The organism is Rothia nasimurium (assembly GCF_049068285.1).
Classification (GTDB): domain Bacteria; phylum Actinomycetota; class Actinomycetes; order Actinomycetales; family Micrococcaceae; genus Rothia; species Rothia nasimurium_I.
On the sequence record NZ_JBLKPV010000001.1, the window covers coordinates 117,265 to 134,441 of the forward strand.

12 protein-coding genes and 1 tRNA gene are annotated in these 17,177 nt (G+C 60.1%); 10 read left to right on the plus strand and 3 right to left on the minus strand.

Annotated features, from left to right (window positions below; all coding sequences use genetic code 11):
* Nucleotides 1-57 precede the first annotated feature (57 nt).
* Nucleotides 58-1,827, minus strand: a complete 1,770-nt coding sequence (locus tag ACMXX3_RS00500; protein ID WP_421082866.1) for a choice-of-anchor M domain-containing protein — start codon at nt 1,825-1,827, stop codon at nt 58-60.
* A 239-nt stretch (nt 1,828-2,066) separates the two neighbouring features.
* Here ACMXX3_RS00500 and ACMXX3_RS00505 point away from each other — a divergent pair, with 239 nt between their 5' ends.
* Nucleotides 2,067-3,065 (plus strand): GNAT family N-acetyltransferase, encoded by a 999-nt coding sequence (locus ACMXX3_RS00505; RefSeq protein ID WP_421082867.1) that lies wholly within the window; start codon nt 2,067-2,069, stop codon nt 3,063-3,065.
* 138 nt (nt 3,066-3,203) lie between these two features.
* On the opposite strand, the gene ACMXX3_RS00510 is transcribed toward ACMXX3_RS00505, so the two are convergent.
* Nucleotides 3,204-3,276, minus strand: a tRNA-Arg gene (locus ACMXX3_RS00510).
* A gap of 235 nt (nt 3,277-3,511) precedes the next feature.
* On the opposite strand from ACMXX3_RS00510, the gene ACMXX3_RS00515 reads away from it, so the two are divergent.
* The 9 genes from ACMXX3_RS00515 (at nt 3,512) to ACMXX3_RS00555 (ending at nt 15,953) form a co-directional block, all read left to right on the plus strand.
* A complete protein-coding gene (locus tag ACMXX3_RS00515; protein WP_421082868.1) occupies nt 3,512-4,426 on the plus strand; it encodes an alpha/beta hydrolase fold domain-containing protein in 915 nt (304 codons plus the stop codon).
* Between the two features lie 10 nt (nt 4,427-4,436).
* Nucleotides 4,437-6,098 carry an arginine--tRNA ligase gene (gene argS, locus ACMXX3_RS00520; protein WP_421082869.1) on the plus strand — a complete coding sequence of 554 codons (1,662 nt, stop codon included), beginning with the start codon at nt 4,437-4,439 and terminating at the stop codon, nt 6,096-6,098.
* A complete protein-coding gene (lysA, locus tag ACMXX3_RS00525; RefSeq protein WP_421082870.1) occupies nt 6,099-7,583 on the plus strand; it encodes a diaminopimelate decarboxylase in 1,485 nt (494 codons plus the stop codon).
* Between the two features lie 231 nt (nt 7,584-7,814).
* Nucleotides 7,815-9,098, plus strand: a complete 1,284-nt coding sequence (locus ACMXX3_RS00530) for a homoserine dehydrogenase (RefSeq protein WP_421082871.1) — start codon at nt 7,815-7,817, stop codon at nt 9,096-9,098.
* 9 nt (nt 9,099-9,107) lie between these two features.
* Nucleotides 9,108-10,127, plus strand: coding sequence for a homoserine kinase (thrB, locus tag ACMXX3_RS00535; protein ID WP_421082872.1), 1,020 nt, complete (start codon nt 9,108-9,110; stop codon nt 10,125-10,127).
* A gap of 223 nt (nt 10,128-10,350) precedes the next feature.
* Entirely contained in the window at nt 10,351-12,447 is a 2,097-nt protein-coding gene (rho, locus tag ACMXX3_RS00540) for a transcription termination factor Rho (RefSeq protein ID WP_421083134.1), read from the plus strand.
* Between the two features lie 113 nt (nt 12,448-12,560).
* On the plus strand, nt 12,561-13,643 hold the full coding sequence (prfA, locus tag ACMXX3_RS00545) for a peptide chain release factor 1 (RefSeq protein ID WP_421082873.1): 1,083 nt from the start codon (nt 12,561-12,563) through the stop codon (nt 13,641-13,643).
* A gap of 2 nt (nt 13,644-13,645) precedes the next feature.
* Nucleotides 13,646-14,566, plus strand: coding sequence for a peptide chain release factor N(5)-glutamine methyltransferase (gene prmC / locus ACMXX3_RS00550; RefSeq protein WP_421082874.1), 921 nt, complete (start codon nt 13,646-13,648; stop codon nt 14,564-14,566).
* Nucleotides 14,567-14,588: 22 nt separating this feature from the next.
* Nucleotides 14,589-15,953 carry an L-threonylcarbamoyladenylate synthase gene (locus ACMXX3_RS00555; protein WP_421082875.1) on the plus strand — a complete coding sequence of 455 codons (1,365 nt, stop codon included), beginning with the start codon at nt 14,589-14,591 and terminating at the stop codon, nt 15,951-15,953.
* Between the two features lie 73 nt (nt 15,954-16,026).
* On the opposite strand, the gene ACMXX3_RS00560 is transcribed toward ACMXX3_RS00555, so the two are convergent.
* A complete protein-coding gene (locus ACMXX3_RS00560) occupies nt 16,027-17,028 on the minus strand; it encodes an NAD-dependent epimerase/dehydratase family protein (protein ID WP_421082876.1) in 1,002 nt (333 codons plus the stop codon).
* Between the last annotated feature and the right edge of the window lie 149 nt (nt 17,029-17,177).

Below are 17,177 nucleotides of genomic sequence, written 5' to 3' on the forward strand. Positions count from 1 at the left end.
AGGACGTGTCTGCCTGAGCAAACACGTCCTTCACGTTGAGTGATGAACCCTGGTACGCTAGCGGGCGCGACGCAGGGTGAAGATGGTCAATCCACCGAGGCTGAGCAGGGTAGCTAGCATCAGTAGGGAAACAAGTCCGGGGGCACCGGTTGCTGCAAGGACCGATGCTCCTGACCTAAGAGGTGCAGGTTGCTCCTGCTGGTTCATGCCGCCAGAAGTTTTCAGCTGTGAAGAGGAATTCGCTGCTAGGTGGGGGAGCGATGAAACCTGCTGGGCACTTGCCTGAGAAGATTTATGGGTCTGGGAGCCACTGGTTAAGGTTGCAGGCTCCTGACCTCTGGAGCTAACTGGGTTCGTAGCTTCTGCTGTAGGTACAGGTGATGCTGAATTCTCTGGTGCTTCGTCTGTACCGCTGGGTGCTTCCTGCGCCTGCTTGCCTACCACAAATGTGTAGGTTCCACGGTTAGATTCAACTGCCTGCCCGCCATCACTGGGGACCCCGCTAGCCTTGACCGTAACGGTGTAGGTTCCAGCCTTGGTGAAAAGCCAGTTGGTGTGTACATGGCTCGGGAAGCCCTGATTGATGATTGAACCCTTTTTCAGCTGGTACTCTCCGTCGCTGAAGGGTGAGGTCATCCCGGCAAACGGTGAGACACTAAACATAAAGATGTCGCCGGGACCAGTGACGTCCAGAAATTCAAGATTAATGGAAGAGAAATCAGGTGCTACAGCTGAGGTGTCCCACCCCATGAAAGGCAGGGTGTCTTGTGATGTGCCGTTTTCGCTGATGAAGTACCCTGCAGGAGCTAGCTGTTCGGCGCGGCTGGCAGGTAGCTCCGTGTAGGCAGTTTCAGCGATTGCCATGGTGACGCTCTCGGGAGTTCGCATGACGTAGCCCTTACCTGTGCCGTCCTTGGCCGCAAGCTGTAAAAGACCGCCTTCAGCAGAGATGTTGAAGAGGTCAACGTGGCCAGCGTGAATGGTGACAGGGTCGGTGCTGAGGGTGGGAGCCTGTGTGGGTTCGGGGGAGGGGGCTTTGGTCGGGTCAGTGCTGGGCACGGCAGTGGGGTCTGGTGCCGCAGGAAAGCTGGGGCTATCCGTGGGTGTAGGCTCTGGCTGATGATCTGGGGCAGGTGTACCGAGAGGCAGGGAGGGAAGATCAGGACGGGTATCGTTGCTGTTCTTCTCTACCCGGAACATTTCGGTGAAGGGTTCTGAGCGTACCTCGGTGCCATCTGACTTCACACCGACCGCGTACCCGGTCATGGTGTAGGTGCCTGCGTGTTCAAAGTACCAGTGGGCGTGGGCGTGGCCCAGAATGGGCAGAGTTGCTCCTGGTTCAACATAGTATCGCCCGTCAGCAAGGAAAGGCTCTGTGGCGAATTCATCGTCGTCGTTGAGGGGGTCGTTACCGAACAGGGCGAAGGGGGCAGGGCCGGTTGCTTCGGTGAATTCAATTCGGATTGATGAGAAGCCATTATCGCGGAAGCCGGGGGCATTCCAGCCCGGTTCAAAATAGTGTTCTGCTTCCCAGCTAGCGGTGTAGTAGCCTTCCGCACCGTTGCGATCCAGGCTGGTGAAGTTGTAGTCGGTTCCGTAGGTGGATTCCCCAATGACAAAAACTACTGAATTGGGATCGTAGAGAGTGCTACGTAGCCCGTTGGCAACTTTAACTACTGGTTTTCCGGAGTCCGTCAGGACGTAAAAACCGTCTGTGTGATCTTTGTAGAGTTCTATGCGGCCTTCGTTTGCTGTAGCTGACGGTAGGAACAGTGCCGCCAGTAGGAACACAAGGAAGGTTGTGAACCCTTTGCGAAGAGTGTGCATGTGGGGGGGGGCTTTCTAAGTGGTTGAGATGGAAGAAGGTTGAGTGTCTGAATGGAGTGGACACCTTAACTACTATATAAGAATGATTCTCATTATCAATATTGGCTCAATGCTCTCCGTAAAACTTCCGCCCTCAACCTCAAGCCTCGGCAGAAATCCACATGTCGGGTAGACAGGCGCTTACATCAGGAATCAACCACCGAGCTTCTGAACTGAAAGGCTTCTTCTAAACTGGGATTATGAAACTACGCCACTGGGAACACTCAGACGCTCTTCCCCTGCTTGAGATGTATCGCACCACAGCAGACCTAGAGCGGCAGATGCCAGCCCTGACCAGTGAACAGGACGCCTTGAACCTCATCGAAACCAGCTACCTACCGGCCGACAACCGGGCTATATTTTGCCTCAGCGATGAAGGGAGGCCCGCAGGGCTGGTGGGGCTCAACTACACCGCTCGTACGGACGCCGGTGCCTGGGATAGAGCCTGGGTCTACTACTGGATCGCTGACCCCTACCGCGGGCAGGGCTACACCAAAGCTGCCCTCACCGCCGTCTGCAACTGGGCTTTAGGCGAAACCAGCCCGGCACCTACCTCGCCTGTCCTCGATACCGGCCTACTGGCGTCCTTACCCTCGCCCCACCTCCGCCGCCTAGAGCTGGGCTACCGCACCAACAACCCCGCCAGCGGAGCCGTCGCCGCCGCGGCCGGCTTCCAGATTGAAGGAATCGAACGGGAAAAATTCCTCTACGCCGGGCAGACCTACGACGCGGTAATCGCCGCTAGGCTCCGCAAGGACGGACGCGCCCCGGCCAGTCTGCACGGTCACCAGGGCAATTGCCGCCCCGGCTTCCACCATGTAGAACTCTGGACCGAATCTTTGGAAACAGCCCTGCCCTCCTGGGCCTGGCTCACCCAGCAACTAGGGTGGACGCCCTACCAGGAATGGCCTGGTGGAATCTCCTGGCAGGCTCCTGACGGCTCTTACCTTGTCCTCGAAGAATCCCTCGATGCCAGTGGCTCCCACGACCGCACCCACGCTGGTCTCAACCACCTGGCCTTCACTGTGCCGTCCGCGGCCTTGCTCGATACGCTTCGCAGCGAGGCTACCAATCACGGCTGGAGTGAACTCTTCACAGACCAATACCCGCATGCAGGAGGCCCCGACCACTACGCCCTCTACCTTGAAAACAACCAGGGATTCGAAGTAGAACTGGTCGCGCCAAATCCCCGCACTTAGTCTGAAAACCCCGCAACTAGTTGCGGCTAAATCAGAATAAATGCGGATAGTTAGGTGGGGCGGGCCTTTCTTCACGCCGGGCACAAAAAGAGAAGGTATGCCAGCGCTTCGCGCATTCTGGCATACCTTCTCTTTTTGTGCCCTCGAAAGGATTCGAACCTTCGACACCCAGCTCCGGAAACTGGTGCTCTATCCACTGAGCTACGAGGGCAATATGATGATCAACCCAGTTAATCATGTTTAGCAGCCTTCGCAAGCTCGGCTGATTCGTTTGGATTTCTGATTCGCTTCGCGGAAATCCTCACTCATCTGAGCTACGAGGGCAACACTGAACCTTCACTATGGAGAGTGAATCTCAGACTCGACTACTCTACCAGAAAAACCACCCCCCAATGCAAACCCAGTACAGTAGAAGCAAAGATCAGCGCACCGAAGGGCTGAAACCCATGACCACACTCACCGGCAACTACGCCGGAACCAGCCACCCATCCCAAACCTTTGACTTCTACCCGCCCAGCGCACCCACCGGCGACCACCACCCCGTCCCCCTGCTCATCTACGTCCACGGCGGAGCCTGGCGCTTCGGCGACAAATCCACCTTCCTCCTGGCCGACAACGGTCTACACCGCGTCCGCGAACGCTTCGCCCACGCAGGCTACGCCACCGCCTCCATCAACTACCGCCTCAGCCACGAAGCCCTCTTCCCCGCCCAAATCAACGACCTCAAAACAGCCATCCGCTACTTCAAAACCAAAGCCCAAGACTTCGGAATCGACCCCAACCGGATCGTCCTGGCAGGCGGATCAGCAGGCGGGCACCTAGTCCAGTTAGCAGCCGCCACAGGCCACCTCAACGAACCCTACCTCGAAGGCCTCACAGCCCCCGCGCTCGCAACCCGGGCAATCGCAGGTGAGCCGGACTCGTCCGTCCGCTGTGCCGTCTCCATCTACGGGGTCAGCGACCTCCGCACCATCTTCGATGACCGCGTCGCCTGGGGATTCCCCTACGACCACCCCGAGGACGACGGCGCCGAATGGCGGTTGCTTGGCTCCACCTTCCCCGCCCCGGCAGGCACCCCAGCAGAGGTCAACTGGGCCAAGGCCCACCCCATCGACTACGCCAAAGAGGCAAAGAAAACAGGGGAGCGAAACCACGCCCCGGTCTACTACATCCACGGCAGCGGGGACACCTGTGTGCCTCCCAACCAGTCCGTCCATGCCCACCGGGCTCTCTCCGCAGCCGGAATTCCCACAGAACTCACCCTCATTGGCGGTGCAGAACACTCAGACCCGGCCATTTACGCCAGCGAGAGCACCTGGGAACACATCATTCGCTGGGTAGGTCAACAGCTCACCCTGTAGACTTGACCCTATGACTCCCGAAGAACTCTCAAGTGCAATTGACGGCGCGCTGACCGCAGCGTTTGAAGCCGGTGAACTGACCCTAACCGACGGCGAAACCGCCCCCGCTGTGCGCGTAGAGCGCCCTAAGAACCGCGACCACGGCGACTGGGCCACCAACATCGCCCTGCAGATTTCCAAGAAGGTGGGGAAGAACCCCCGCGAGGTAGCCCAGATTCTGGCTACCCGTATCACCGAGCTTGCCGGTGTGGCAAGTGTCGATATCGCAGGCCCCGGCTTCCTCAACATCACCCTGGACGCCGCCGCCGCAGGTGAACTGGCCAAGACCATCGTCGAGCAGGGCTCAGCTTTTGGCGCCAACCAGACCCTGGCCGGTCAGACCATCAACCTGGAGTTCGTCTCAGCTAACCCCACCGGCCCCATCCACCTGGGTGGCACCCGCTGGGCCGCCGTCGGCGACTCCCTGGCCCGTATCTTTATCTCCCAGGGTGCCAAGGTTGTGCGCGAATACTACTTCAACGACCACGGCAACCAGATCGACCGCTTCGCCCGCTCCCTACTGGCCCGCGCCAAGGGCGAAGAAGCCCCCGAGGACGGCTACGGTGGCGAGTACATCACCGATATCGCCAACCGGGTGCTAGAGGTCCGCCCTGACGCACTTGAGGCTGAGGACCCCCAGGAAGTCTTCCGTGCTACCGGTGTTGAGTTCATGTTCGAAGACATCAAGGCCTCCCTACACGACTTCCACGTTGACTTTGACGTCTACTTCCACGAGAACTCCCTCTTTGAAAACGGCAAGGTCGATGAGCTGCTTGAAAAGCTCAAGGAGTCTCAGAACCTTTACTTTAAGGACGGCGCCTGGTGGCTCAAGTCCACCGATTTCGGCGACGATAAGGACCGCGTCGTCATCAAGTCGGACGGCAACGCAGCCTACATCGCCGGTGACATCGCCTACTTCCAGGACAAGACCAAGCGCGAAGAGAACCCCGCTGATCTAGCTATCTACATGCTGGGTGCTGACCACCACGGCTATGTAGCCCGCCTCAAGGCAGCCGCTGCCGCCCTGGGCGATGACCCCAACATGGTTGAAGTCATGATCGGCCAGATGGTCAACCTGGTCAAGGACGGCAAGCCCGTGCGTATGTCCAAGCGAGCCGGCACCGTGGTCACCCTCGAGGACCTGGTTGAGATCGTTGGCGTTGACGCTGCCCGCTACTCTCTGACCCGCTACTCGGTCGACTCCAACATCGACATCGACCTTGACCTACTGACCAAGCAGTCCAACGAGAACCCGGTCTTCTACGTCCAGTACGCCCACGCCCGCACCTGCGCTATCGCCCGCAACGCTGAGGCCGCTGGCGTCACCACCGACTCGGTCGACACCTCCCTGCTGGATTCTGAGGCCGATAACGCCCTGCTAGCTGCCCTGGGCCAGTTCGCCGGTGCCGTCAAGGAGGCTGCTGACTTCCGCGAGCCCCACCGCGTGGCCCGCTACCTGGAAACCCTGGCCGGGGCCTACCACCGCTGGTACGGGGTCTCCCATGTTGTCCCCAAGGGCGACGAAGAGGTTACCGACCTGCACCGCACCCGCCTGCTGCTGAACAACGCAACCCGCCAGGTTCTGGCCAACGGCCTGGGCCTGCTGGGCGTGAGCGCACCGGAGAAGATGTAAATGGGCGCAGAAGCCGCACTGTTCAAGCCTGACTGGCTGACCTACCCGTCCGCCCCGGCCGACCTCGACCCCGTGATTTGGATGCCCTCCTTCACCCGCTCTGAGAGCGGCGAACTTGAGGCGGACGGCACCCCCGTCAGCAGCCTGGTTGCCGACTTTGGCACCCCCGAGTACGTCTTTTCGGAGACCACCTTCCGGGCCCGCGCTGCTGAGTTCCGTTCAGCTTTTGAGACTGCTTTTGAAAAGCACGGGGCCGAGGTTTCGGTGTACTACGCCGGTAAGTCCTTCCTGGCAACAGCTGTTGCCAAGTGGGCTGAGGAAGAAGGGCTGTGCCTGGATACCGCCAGCGGCGGTGAGCTGGCTATTGCTATGCGCGCCGGAGTTCCTGGCCAGAAAATCGCCCTGCACGGTAACAACAAGTCAGCGAGCGAAATTGCCCGCGCCCTGCGCTACGGGGTAGGACGCCTGGTGGCCGACTCGGTGCCCGAGGTGCAGCTGATTGCGCAGGTAGCAGCCGAACTGGGCGTCACCGCCCCGGTTATGCTGCGGGTGACCCCGGGCGTCCATGCCTCAACCCACGACTACATTGCAACCGCCCACGAGGACCAGAAGTTCGGTCAGTCCCTGGCAGCCGGTACAGCCCCCCTGGCCGGCCTGTCACCTGAAGAACTTGCCAAACTGGGTATCACCGCAGACGATGCCTACGCTACCGTGGCTGCTGCCCTGGCCCTGGCCAGCGAGCATATCGACCTGCGCGGTTTGCACTGCCACATCGGCTCACAGATTTTTGAGGCCGAGGGCTTTGGAAAGGCCGCTGAAAAGGTGCTGACCTACATGCAGCAGCTCAACGAACGCTTTGGGGTCGTGCTACCCGAAATCGACCTGGGTGGCGGCTACGGTATCGGCTACACCGAGCAGGACACCCCGCGCGGTTCAGCTGACATCGCCACCGAACTTGCCGATATGGTCTCTAAGACCTGCGCCAATGTGGGCATGGCTATTCCCCACCTGTCCTTTGAGCCGGGTCGCTCCATCTCGGGGCCCTCGGGCATTACCCTGTACACGGTGGGCACCATCAAAGACGTTGCGATTGAGGACGAACACGGGGATACCCGGGTGCGCCGCTACGTCTCGGTCGATGGTGGCATGAGCGATAATCCCCGCCCGGTACTCTACGAGTCCGATTACGCTGTGATCCTGGCTAATCGGGCCCCGGAAGGGGAGCAGATTCTCTCCCGCGTGGTGGGCAAGCACTGCGAATCCGGCGATATCGTGATTCGTTACTGCTACCTGCCAGCTGACCTGGCAGCGGGCGATATCCTGGCTGTTCCGGCCACCGGCGCCTACAACCACGTCATGGCCTCCAACTACAACTACCTCACCCGCCCGCCGGTGATTGCGACGGCTGAAGGCAAGGAACCCCGCGCCATCATTCGCCGCGAAACCGAAGAGGACATGCTAGCCCGCGACCTGGGTTTGGTCTAATAGTGGATCTCACGGGCAGGGTTGCTTCAACCTCACAGGAGCTGCCCTGCCCGTCCTCCTGCCCCGTGCGTCCTGCCAGAAAGCCCTTAGAGGGTAAGGCCGTAATGTGGACGTAGAGGTGCAGTAACACTGTAATACTGAAAGAATGTAAGCACGAAGCAGGGCCAAGCGCAGTCCACCCCGTAGGGTAGTGGACTGACCCCCTCAACACCCCAATTGTCAGGAGAGGCCATGAGCACTTCCCCCATCAAAGTAGCGCTGCTGGGCGCCGGTAACGTCGGTTCGCAGGTAGCTCGTATGCTCACCGAGGACGCTGCAGCCCTGCGCGACCGGATTGGTACCGATGTTGAACTCATCGGCATTGCTGTCCGCGATACCACAGCCCAGCGTCACTACAATGCAGCCCCTGAGCTGTACACCACTGACGCAGACACCCTGATTGATGCTGCGGACGTTGTCATTGAGCTGACCGGCGGTATTGAGCCTGCCCGCTCCCGGATCCTGCGGGCCCTGAATGCTGGTAAGTCCGTTGTTTCCGGTAATAAGGCCCTGCTGGCCAAGCACGGGGTGGAGCTGGCGGCAGCTGCCGCTAAGAGCGGGGCCCAGCTCTCCTACGAGGCGGCTGTAGCAGGTGCTATCCCCATCCTGCGCCCCCTGCGTGATTCCTTGGCCGGTGACAAGATCACCCGCGTCCTGGGCATCATGAACGGCACCACCAACTACATTTTGGACCAGATGGACACCACCGGTGCCCAGTTCGCAGACGCCCTGGCTGAAGCCCAGCGCCTAGGCTACGCCGAAGCTGACCCCACCGCTGATGTTGAGGGCCACGACGCTGCCTCCAAGGCCGCTATCGTCGCCTCCTTGGCCTTCCATTCTGACTTCACCATTGATGATGTCCACTGCGAGGGCATTACCTCCATCACCGCTGACGATGTGGCCGCAGCCGCTTCGGACGGCTACGTCATCAAGCTGCTGGCCGTTTGTGAAAAGGACGGGGAGGGCGTCAACATCCGCGTCAATCCCACCCTGGTTCCCCGCAGCCACCCGCTGGCCTCCGTCCACGGGGCCTACAATGCTGTCTTTGTTCAGGCTGAAAATGCCGGTGAACTCATGTTCTACGGCCCCGGAGCCGGTGGTGCCCCCACCGCTTCAGCTGTTCTGGGTGACTTTGTCTCCCTGGGCCGCCGTCTGGTTCTGGGTGGCCCCGGTATCCCCGATTCATCCCACGCTAAACTGGCGGCTACCGCCATGAGCGATGTTGTCTCCCGCTACTCGGTGGGCATCGTTGTTGAAGACAAGCTTGGCGTTTTGGCGAACATTGCTCGGATCTTTGCTGAGCACGGGGTTTCCATTGAAACCATGCGTCAGAACAAGGGCGGCGAAGATTCTAGCGCCTTGATTCGTATCGTCACCCACCGCGCGACGGACTCGAACCTCCGCAAGACCATGGCTGTGGTTGATGCACTCGATACCGTCCGTGATATTACCTCAGTTATCCGTGTGGAAGGCTAAAGAAGTTATATGGTTGCCCTGCCCATGATTGATGGCTCCGACGAGTCCTTTGTGTCCCCCGACGTCATTCCTGTTGGTGCCCGTGTCACCGTGAAGGTACCGGCATCCTCCGCCAACCTTGGCCCCGGCTATGACTCACTGGGTTTGGCCCTGGCCCACTACGATGACCTGGTGGTCACACGGACGGCAGGGGAGGGGCAGCTTACCTTTGACCTGTCGGGAGAGGGGGCAGACGAGGTTCCCCAGGACGCCAGCCACCTGGTCGTCAAGGCTATGCTGACGGCCTGGAAGGCTGTTGGCCTCTTTGAGACCCCCTCCTTGCATATCAAGGCCCATAACCGGATTCCTCATTCTCGGGGAATGGGGTCATCGGCGTCAGCAATTGTGGCTGGGGTGACCGCTGCTAACGGCCTGCTTCCTGCTGAGTACCAACTGGACGCTGACGCCGTCCTGCAAATCTGCTCGGGCATGGAAGGACACCCCGATAACGTAGCTCCCTCCCTCTACGGCCATGTGGTCATTTCCTACGGGGATGACTCCGGCTGGCATTCCCTGCCCGTACCGGCCCATGAGAATGTTCTGCCGGTTATCGCTATCCCTGACTATGAGGTGCCGACCAAGGTGGCCCGCGGCCTGATCCCAGAGACCGTTCCCCACAGGGAGGCTGCGGCGAACTCTGGCCGGGCGGCCCTGCTCACCCAGGCCCTGGCGGCCTACCCCGACTATCTTTTGCCAGCAACCAGTGACCTTCTGCACCAGCCCTACCGGGCGGTTGCCATGAAGCCCAGCGCTGCCCTGGTCAAGTACCTGCGGGGCAAGGGCTTTGCTGCGGTCATCTCTGGGGCTGGCCCCACAGTCATGGCCCTGGCTAACGGTGCGGACGAACGCGCGGCAGTTACTTCAGCCATTGAAGACTTTGCCGCCCTGCCTGAGCCTAACGTCCACGAGGGAAAGAATGTGACCTGGCGCGTGCTCGGTATCGACATTGACACTGAAGGTGCTATGCTTACCTATGAGCAGATCGCTTAACTCTGCCCGTCAGCTCCATCAGTATTGATGATTCAAGCCACCGGGTAGTGACCCGGTGGCTCGTTTTTTCCTGCTCCCACCTGAAGAAGCCTCAGGCCCGCAGTTTCTAATATCACCGAATCGGTGTGTATTTACCCTATTCATCGCCCGCTCTGGGCATGGCACATCTGTTGTGCCAATTCGTTACCGCGAATTCAACGACATGTCGAAAGAAGGAATCTTCGTGGCAGAAAATACCGACCTCACTGCAGGTGCGGAGGCCGCAGCAGCGGCTGAACAGAAGTCTCCCAGCCTGAGCACCCTCAAACTCGCTCAGCTCCAGTCCCTAGCCTCCCAGCTGGGAATTACCGGTGCCCGCCGTATGCGAAAGTCTGACCTGGTTGAGGCAATTTCTGCCCACCAGCGTGGCTCAGCTGTAGCTGACCGTCCGGCCGCTGAAGCCCCCGCCGCAGACGCCGAGAAGCCCAAGCGTACCCGTACCCGCAAGACTGCAGCGGACAAGGCAGCTGAAACCGCCGAAGCACCGGCTGCTGACACCGAAACCGCTGAAAAAACTGAGAAGCCCAAGCGTACCCGTACCCGCAAGACCGCAGCAGATAAGGCTGCCGCAGAAAAGGCAGTCGAAGTCGAAGCTCCTGCTGAGAGCCCGGCTGAAGAGGCAGAAAAGCCTGCCACCAAGCGTCGCGGTAGCCGCCGGGCCACGAGCGCTTCGGTTGCAGAAACCAAGACCGAGCAGCCCCTGGGCCTTGAAGCTGTAGAAGCTGCCCTGGACGCTGTTGAGTTTGAGAAGTCAGCCCGGATCGAGCAGAAGGACGGCGAGGAATCGGGCAAGCGTACCCGTACCCGCAACGACCGCCGCCGCAAGAACGAAGCAGTCGCAGAGACCCAGGAGGCCACCGAGGCTTCCACTGAAGTTTCTGAGAACGGTGAGAAAGCTGATCGCTTCGACCGTAAGAACCGCCGCGACCGCGACAAGAACGACCGCTTCGAAAAGAAGGACCGTTTTGAGAAGGGCGATCGCGCCGACAAGCAGGCCCGATCCGAGAAGAACGACCGCCAGAACAGCACCGGCCCCGAGGAAGACCGCCGGAACGCCCGCAAGAACCGCCGTGAACGTCAGCAGGAACGCCGGGAACGTCGCGCCAACCGCCGGGAAGATTTCGAGCCGGAAATTAGCGAAGACGATGTGCTGATTCCTGTAGCCGGTGTGCTGGACGTCCTGGATAACTATGCTTTCGTCCGGACCTCCGGCTACCTGCCCGGCACCAACGACGTCTACGTCTCCCTGGCCCAGGTCAAGCGCTACGGCCTGCGTAAGGGCGACGCCGTTGTCGGCACCATTCGTGCCCCCCGCGAGGGCGAGCATAACCGCCAGAAGTTTAACGCCCTGGTTCAGCTCACCACCATCAACGGTTTGACTCCCGAAGAATCCAAGAACCGCCGGGACTTTGCCAAGCTGACCCCGCTCTACCCCAAGGAGCGCCTGCGCCTGGAGACCGACCCCAAGAAGTTCGGCCCCCGCGTCATCGACCTGATTGCTCCCATCGGTAAGGGCCAGCGCGGCCTGATTGTGGCTCCGCCCAAGGCCGGTAAGACCCTGATGCTGCAGTCCATCGCCAACGCGATTACCACCAACAACCCCGAGGTTCACCTCATGATGGTTCTGGTGGACGAGCGTCCTGAAGAAGTGACCGACATGCAGCGTACCGTCAAGGGCGAGGTCATTGCCTCAACCTTTGACCGACCTGCCGATGACCACACCACTGTTGCTGAGCTGGCCATTGAGCGGGCCAAGCGCCTGGTCGAGCAGGGCCGTGACGTCGTCGTCCTGCTGGACTCCATGACCCGCCTGGGCCGTGCCTACAACCTGGCAGCACCTGCCTCCGGTCGTATTCTCTCCGGCGGTGTCGACGCTGCTGCCCTCTACCCGCCCAAGAAGTTCTTTGGCGCTGCCCGCAACATTGAAGAGGGCGGCTCCCTGACCATTCTGGCGACCGCCCTGGTAGAGACCGGTTCCAAGATGGACGAGGTCATCTTCGAAGAGTTCAAGGGTACCGGCAACATGGAACTGCGTCTGTCCCGGCAGCTGGCCGACAAGCGTATCTTCCCTGCCATCGACCTCAACGCCTCCTCCACCCGCCGTGAAGAGGCCCTGCTGTCGCCCGATGAGGTCAAGATTATGTGGCGTCTGCGCCGCGTCCTGGCTGGCATGGACCAGGAGCAGTCACTCTCTGTTCTGCTGTCCAAGCTGCGTGAAACCCAGTCCAACGTCGAATTCTTGCTCACCGTAGCTAAGAGCGGCCTGGGCCACGGCGAGTAAATTAGTCTGACGCACCGCCACCCCATACACCGGGGAGGCGGTGCCTCACCGCTTAAGACAGCTCAGAATTTAGAAGGCCCTACCGGGCCACAAACCTAAGAAGAGGCACATCAGTGTTTGAATCAATCCAGGTATTGCTCGATGAGCACGCTGACCTGCAAAAGCAGCTGGCTGACCCCGCCGTCCACGCTGACCAGGGCAAGGCCCGCAAGCTGGGCCGCCGCTACTCCGAGCTCAACGGCATCGTTGAAGCCTACAACCGGGTCAACACCCTCAAAGACGATATTGAAGCAGCGTCAGAGATGGCTGCTGAAGATCCCGACTTTGCAGCCGAAGTCAAGGAACTTGAAGCCCAGCTGCCCGAGGCAGAAGAGAAGCTGCGCCGTCTGCTGATTCCCCGCGATCCGGACGACGGCCGCAACGTCATTCTTGAAGTCAAGGGTGGTGAAGGTGGCGACGAGGCTTCCCTCTTTGCCGCCGACCTGCTGCGCATGTACACCCGCTACGCTGAGTCCAAGGGCTGGAAGACCGAGATGATTTCCTCCCAGACCACCGACGTCGGCGGCTACAAGGACGCCCAGGTGGCTATCAAGGGCACCTCCAACGACCCGGCTGAGGGCGTCTGGGCCCACCTCAAGTACGAGGGCGGCGTCCACCGCGTCCAGCGCGTACCTGCCACCGAATCCCAGGGCCGTATCCACACCTCAGCAGCCGGTGTGCTGGTCTTCCCCGAGGTCGATGAACCCGAGGAAATTGAGATCAACCAGAACGACCTGAAGATCGACGTCTACCGTTCTTCCGGCCCCGGTGGCCAGTCGGTGAACACCACCGACTCCGCCGTGCGTATTACCCACCTGCCCACCGGCATCGTGGTTGCTATGCAGAACGAAAAGTCCCAGATTCAGAACCGTGAAGCTGCCATGCGCGTGCTCCGGGCCCGCCTGCTGGCCTGGCAGCAGGAGCAGATTGACGCTGAGAACGCCGAGAAGCGCCATTCCCAGGTGCGCACCATGGACCGTTCTGAGCGAATCCGCACCTACAACTTCCCCGAAAACCGTATTGCTGATCACCGCACCGGCTACAAGGCCTACAACCTGGACGCTGTCCTCAACGGCGACCTGGAGGCAGTTGTGCAGTCGGCGATCGAGATGGACGAGGCCGCCCGCCTGGAGAAGCTCGGTCAGGAAGACAAGTAAGAGTGGCTGATTTTAGCCTGGAGCCCGGCGAAGAGCTAGATTCAGCCCTTCGCCGGGCTGCGCTCTATCTCGGTGCAGCCGGTATCGACTCGGCTGCAGCTGACGCGCAGCTACTGGCCGCCTACCTGTTAGAGAAGGACGCCGGTGAGCCGGTATCGCGCGGAAGGGTCCAGTCTCTTGCGCTGCTGGGGCACCCGGTTCCTGAGGGGTTTGAGCGGCTGGTAACCCTGCGCGGAAGCCGGGTTCCCCTGCAGCACCTCACCGGCCAGGCCTACTTTAGGGGTCTGATCCTTTCGGTGGGGCCGGGGGTTTTCGTTCCCCGCCCTGAAACCGAGCTGCTGGTTGAGCACGCCCTGACAGCCTACCGGGACTTGGCCGAAGAGCTGCCGGGCCAGCCCCTGGTCGTTGATTTGTGTACCGGCTCAGGCGCTATCGCAGCTGCCCTGGCCACAGAATTAGCTGCCGATCATCAGGTGCCAACCCCGCACGTCCTAGCGGTTGAGCTCTCACCCGAAGCGGCGACCTGGGCCCGAGGCAACCTGGAAAAAGCCGGTGTTGAGCTGGTCATGGGGGACGCCCGCACCGCACTTTCCGAGTATGAGGGGGGCGTGCACGTCCTTGCCTCTAACCCTCCTTATGTTCCCCCAGGCGTTGTACCTCAAGACCCGGAGGTGAGGGATCACGACCCCGACCTCGCCCTCTATGGCGGGGGAGAGGACGGCATGGAGATTCCCGCTGCAATCACGGCTAGGGCGTTTAGCCTGTTAGCTCCCGGCGGTTTTTTCATCATGGAACACGATGAAACTCAGGGGCCGGCTATGCAGGCCTGCGCCAACAGGCTAGGTTTTGAAAGCATTAAAACCCACACTGACCTCACTGGGCGGGTCAGATTCACCAGCGGCTATAAGCCCCGAACCCCCTGAAACCTGTGAAAGAATAGGGAACGTGAAAGCAACCATTGTAAAGACCACCGATGTAGCATCAATCTCTGATGCTGTAGTTCCTGCAATCGAAGCTGTGGGCGACGGTAAAACCATTGTGATTCCCACTGACACCGTGTATGGCATTGCAGCCGACGCCTTCTCTGTCAAAGGCGTTGAAGCCCTGCTTGCAGCTAAGGGGCGAACCCGGCAGATGCCTCCTCCTGTTTTGATTTATGACAAGTCGGTTCTTGCTGGCCTTGCTGATGGGGTGTCTGAGGACGCCCGGGCCCTGGCTGACGCTTTTTGGCCGGGGGCCCTCACCCTCATTTTCTATGCCCAGCCCTCCTTGAATTGGGATTTGGGTGATACCCAGGGCACGGTGGCGCTGCGGGTGCCGGATGATCAGGTAGCTATTGAGTTGCTGATGAGCCTTGGGCCCCTGGCTGTGTCTTCTGCCAATAAGACCGGCCGGCCTGCTGCAACCACAGCTGATGAAGCGGCCGCCCAACTGGGTAACGACGTTGAGGTCATTGTCGATGCCGGCCCCCGGCCCCTGAACCGACCTGAGGATTTTGTGGCTGTAGACGCCCAACCGTCCACCATTGTCGATTGCACCTCCGACCGCCTCATTGTGGTGCGCGAAGGGGCTATTCCCGTGGAGAACCTGCGGGCCGTTGTTCCCAGCGTTATGACCCGGGCTGAGTATGAAGCTCAGGAAAAAGCCCAGCAGGAAGCCCTGGCCGCTGTTGCCCATACCGGAGTCGTGCCCGCTGTACCGGTTGCCGAGGAGGTGAGCCCGGTAGCTACTGCAGAGGCTGGTGAGAGCGAAGACAAGCAGGGGGAGACAGCAGAGCCTGATAGTCCAGCGCAAGATGCTGTGGAGCCCGTGAGTCCTGTCGACCGGGCAGCTGTAGTTTCTACGTCCTTTGCAGCCAGCCTGGTCCAATCTTCTTCAGTAGAGGGAATAGACCAGGAAAGGCCCCAGCTGGTTCGAGATCCCCTGGAGGACAAGAAACCCACAGACCACCTGCCCCGGGCAACCGCCCAGGCCCTAGTCTTCGGGTCAGCTCCGGTAGTTGCACCTGCCAGTGAGGCTGGTGCCGTTACTGCCGATGGAACTGAAGAGGTCGACTACGGGCGAGGCCGAGAGGATGAGGAATTCGCCATTGACGAGGACATTGACCTCGCTTTCGCTGAACCTTTCGAAGAGCAGGCTTCTGAGGCTGAGGATCAAGAATCCATGACGGATGAGGACGATCCTATCGAATACCCCGATGACTTTGAGGAAATCGAGCAGCCTGAAGAGATTGAAGAGGTCCTACCGGCCCAGGCAGAAGAGCCTGTGAAATCTTCTCGAAATAGGAAGAAGTCTTCCCGCAGAAAATAGACCACAAACGAAAGCCGGTGGCTACCCTCCAGGGTAGCCACCGGCTTCTTGTTGTCATGGGATTGCGGAAATTCTAGGAGTCTGTGAACTTTTTATCCCGCGGGTGGCCCAGGGCTGAGTGGGCTGTTCTGAGAACTTCGGTGACGCGGGGTTCGGGGATTAAACCGTTCTGGCGAGCCCAAGAATCATCGATGCCTTGGCCAAACCACATGACCTCAACCCGCCGGATCGGCCCGGCAAATCTGCCGCCGAGGGCGTCCGAAACTTTCATGCCAGCGCCCACCAGGACGCGGCAGAGAGCTTCAGGCAGGTGGAGGGGGAAGCGGCGGCCAGCGTCCACCAGGACGGAACTGGTGGTGCTACCTTCCCAAGGTTGGAGGACGATGGGGGGCACCTTCCCCTCAAAGGAGGCTACCTGGGTGACAAACTCTGCCAGGGCGAAATTTGACGAAACAGGCGAAGGCCGGTCGCCACGTCCTGCCACGGAGGCAAGCGGGGAAGAAGCAATTTTTGCAAAGGCTTCGGTGGTGCGGCGGCCCCGTCCTTGGACGCTCGTTGCCCGGATGACACAGATTTCAACAGCCTGTTCTGCATCAGTTTCTTCGAGATAAGAGCGAATCTTCAGGAGGACTTCTTCACCAAGGGCCTTGGAATAGGAATAGGCTGAGAAAGGCTCTGTCTGCGGGGTGTCGGTGAGAACCGGTACCGGCCCCAAAACGGCAGCTGAACTCAGGTGAATGACCCGGCGCACACCGGTCCTTTGGGCTGCGATGGCGATGACGGCAGGGAGCAGGGCGTTAGCCCCCAGTAGGGGAGCTAGGTCGTGCTGGTCGGGGGCGGCAAGGCCTGAGGCGTTGATGACGACGTCGCATCCGGCAAAGGAATCTGCCAGAGAATTGATAATGCCGTCCAGGCTCTTGGCTTCGTGAATCAGCTGGTCAGGGTTCTCGGTGCGCGTGAGGAGACGCGGGGCCTCGACAGCATCGAGGGGAATTCCAACAGCTGCGAGCCGGGCGACGATCGATGATCCGACAAAGCCGCTTGCGCCAATTACTTTCCACGTGGCCTGAGCCATAGTTTTCCCCCTTAGTGTGAGATTTAGCCTGGATTGGCTCTAACTCAAGAGTGACACACATGGGTGAAAAATGGGGGGAACCTTAGAGGAACGGCTCAAAACTAGGGTGCTGTGTTGTTCAAAGAGAGAGCACCGGGCTCGGGGAGGGT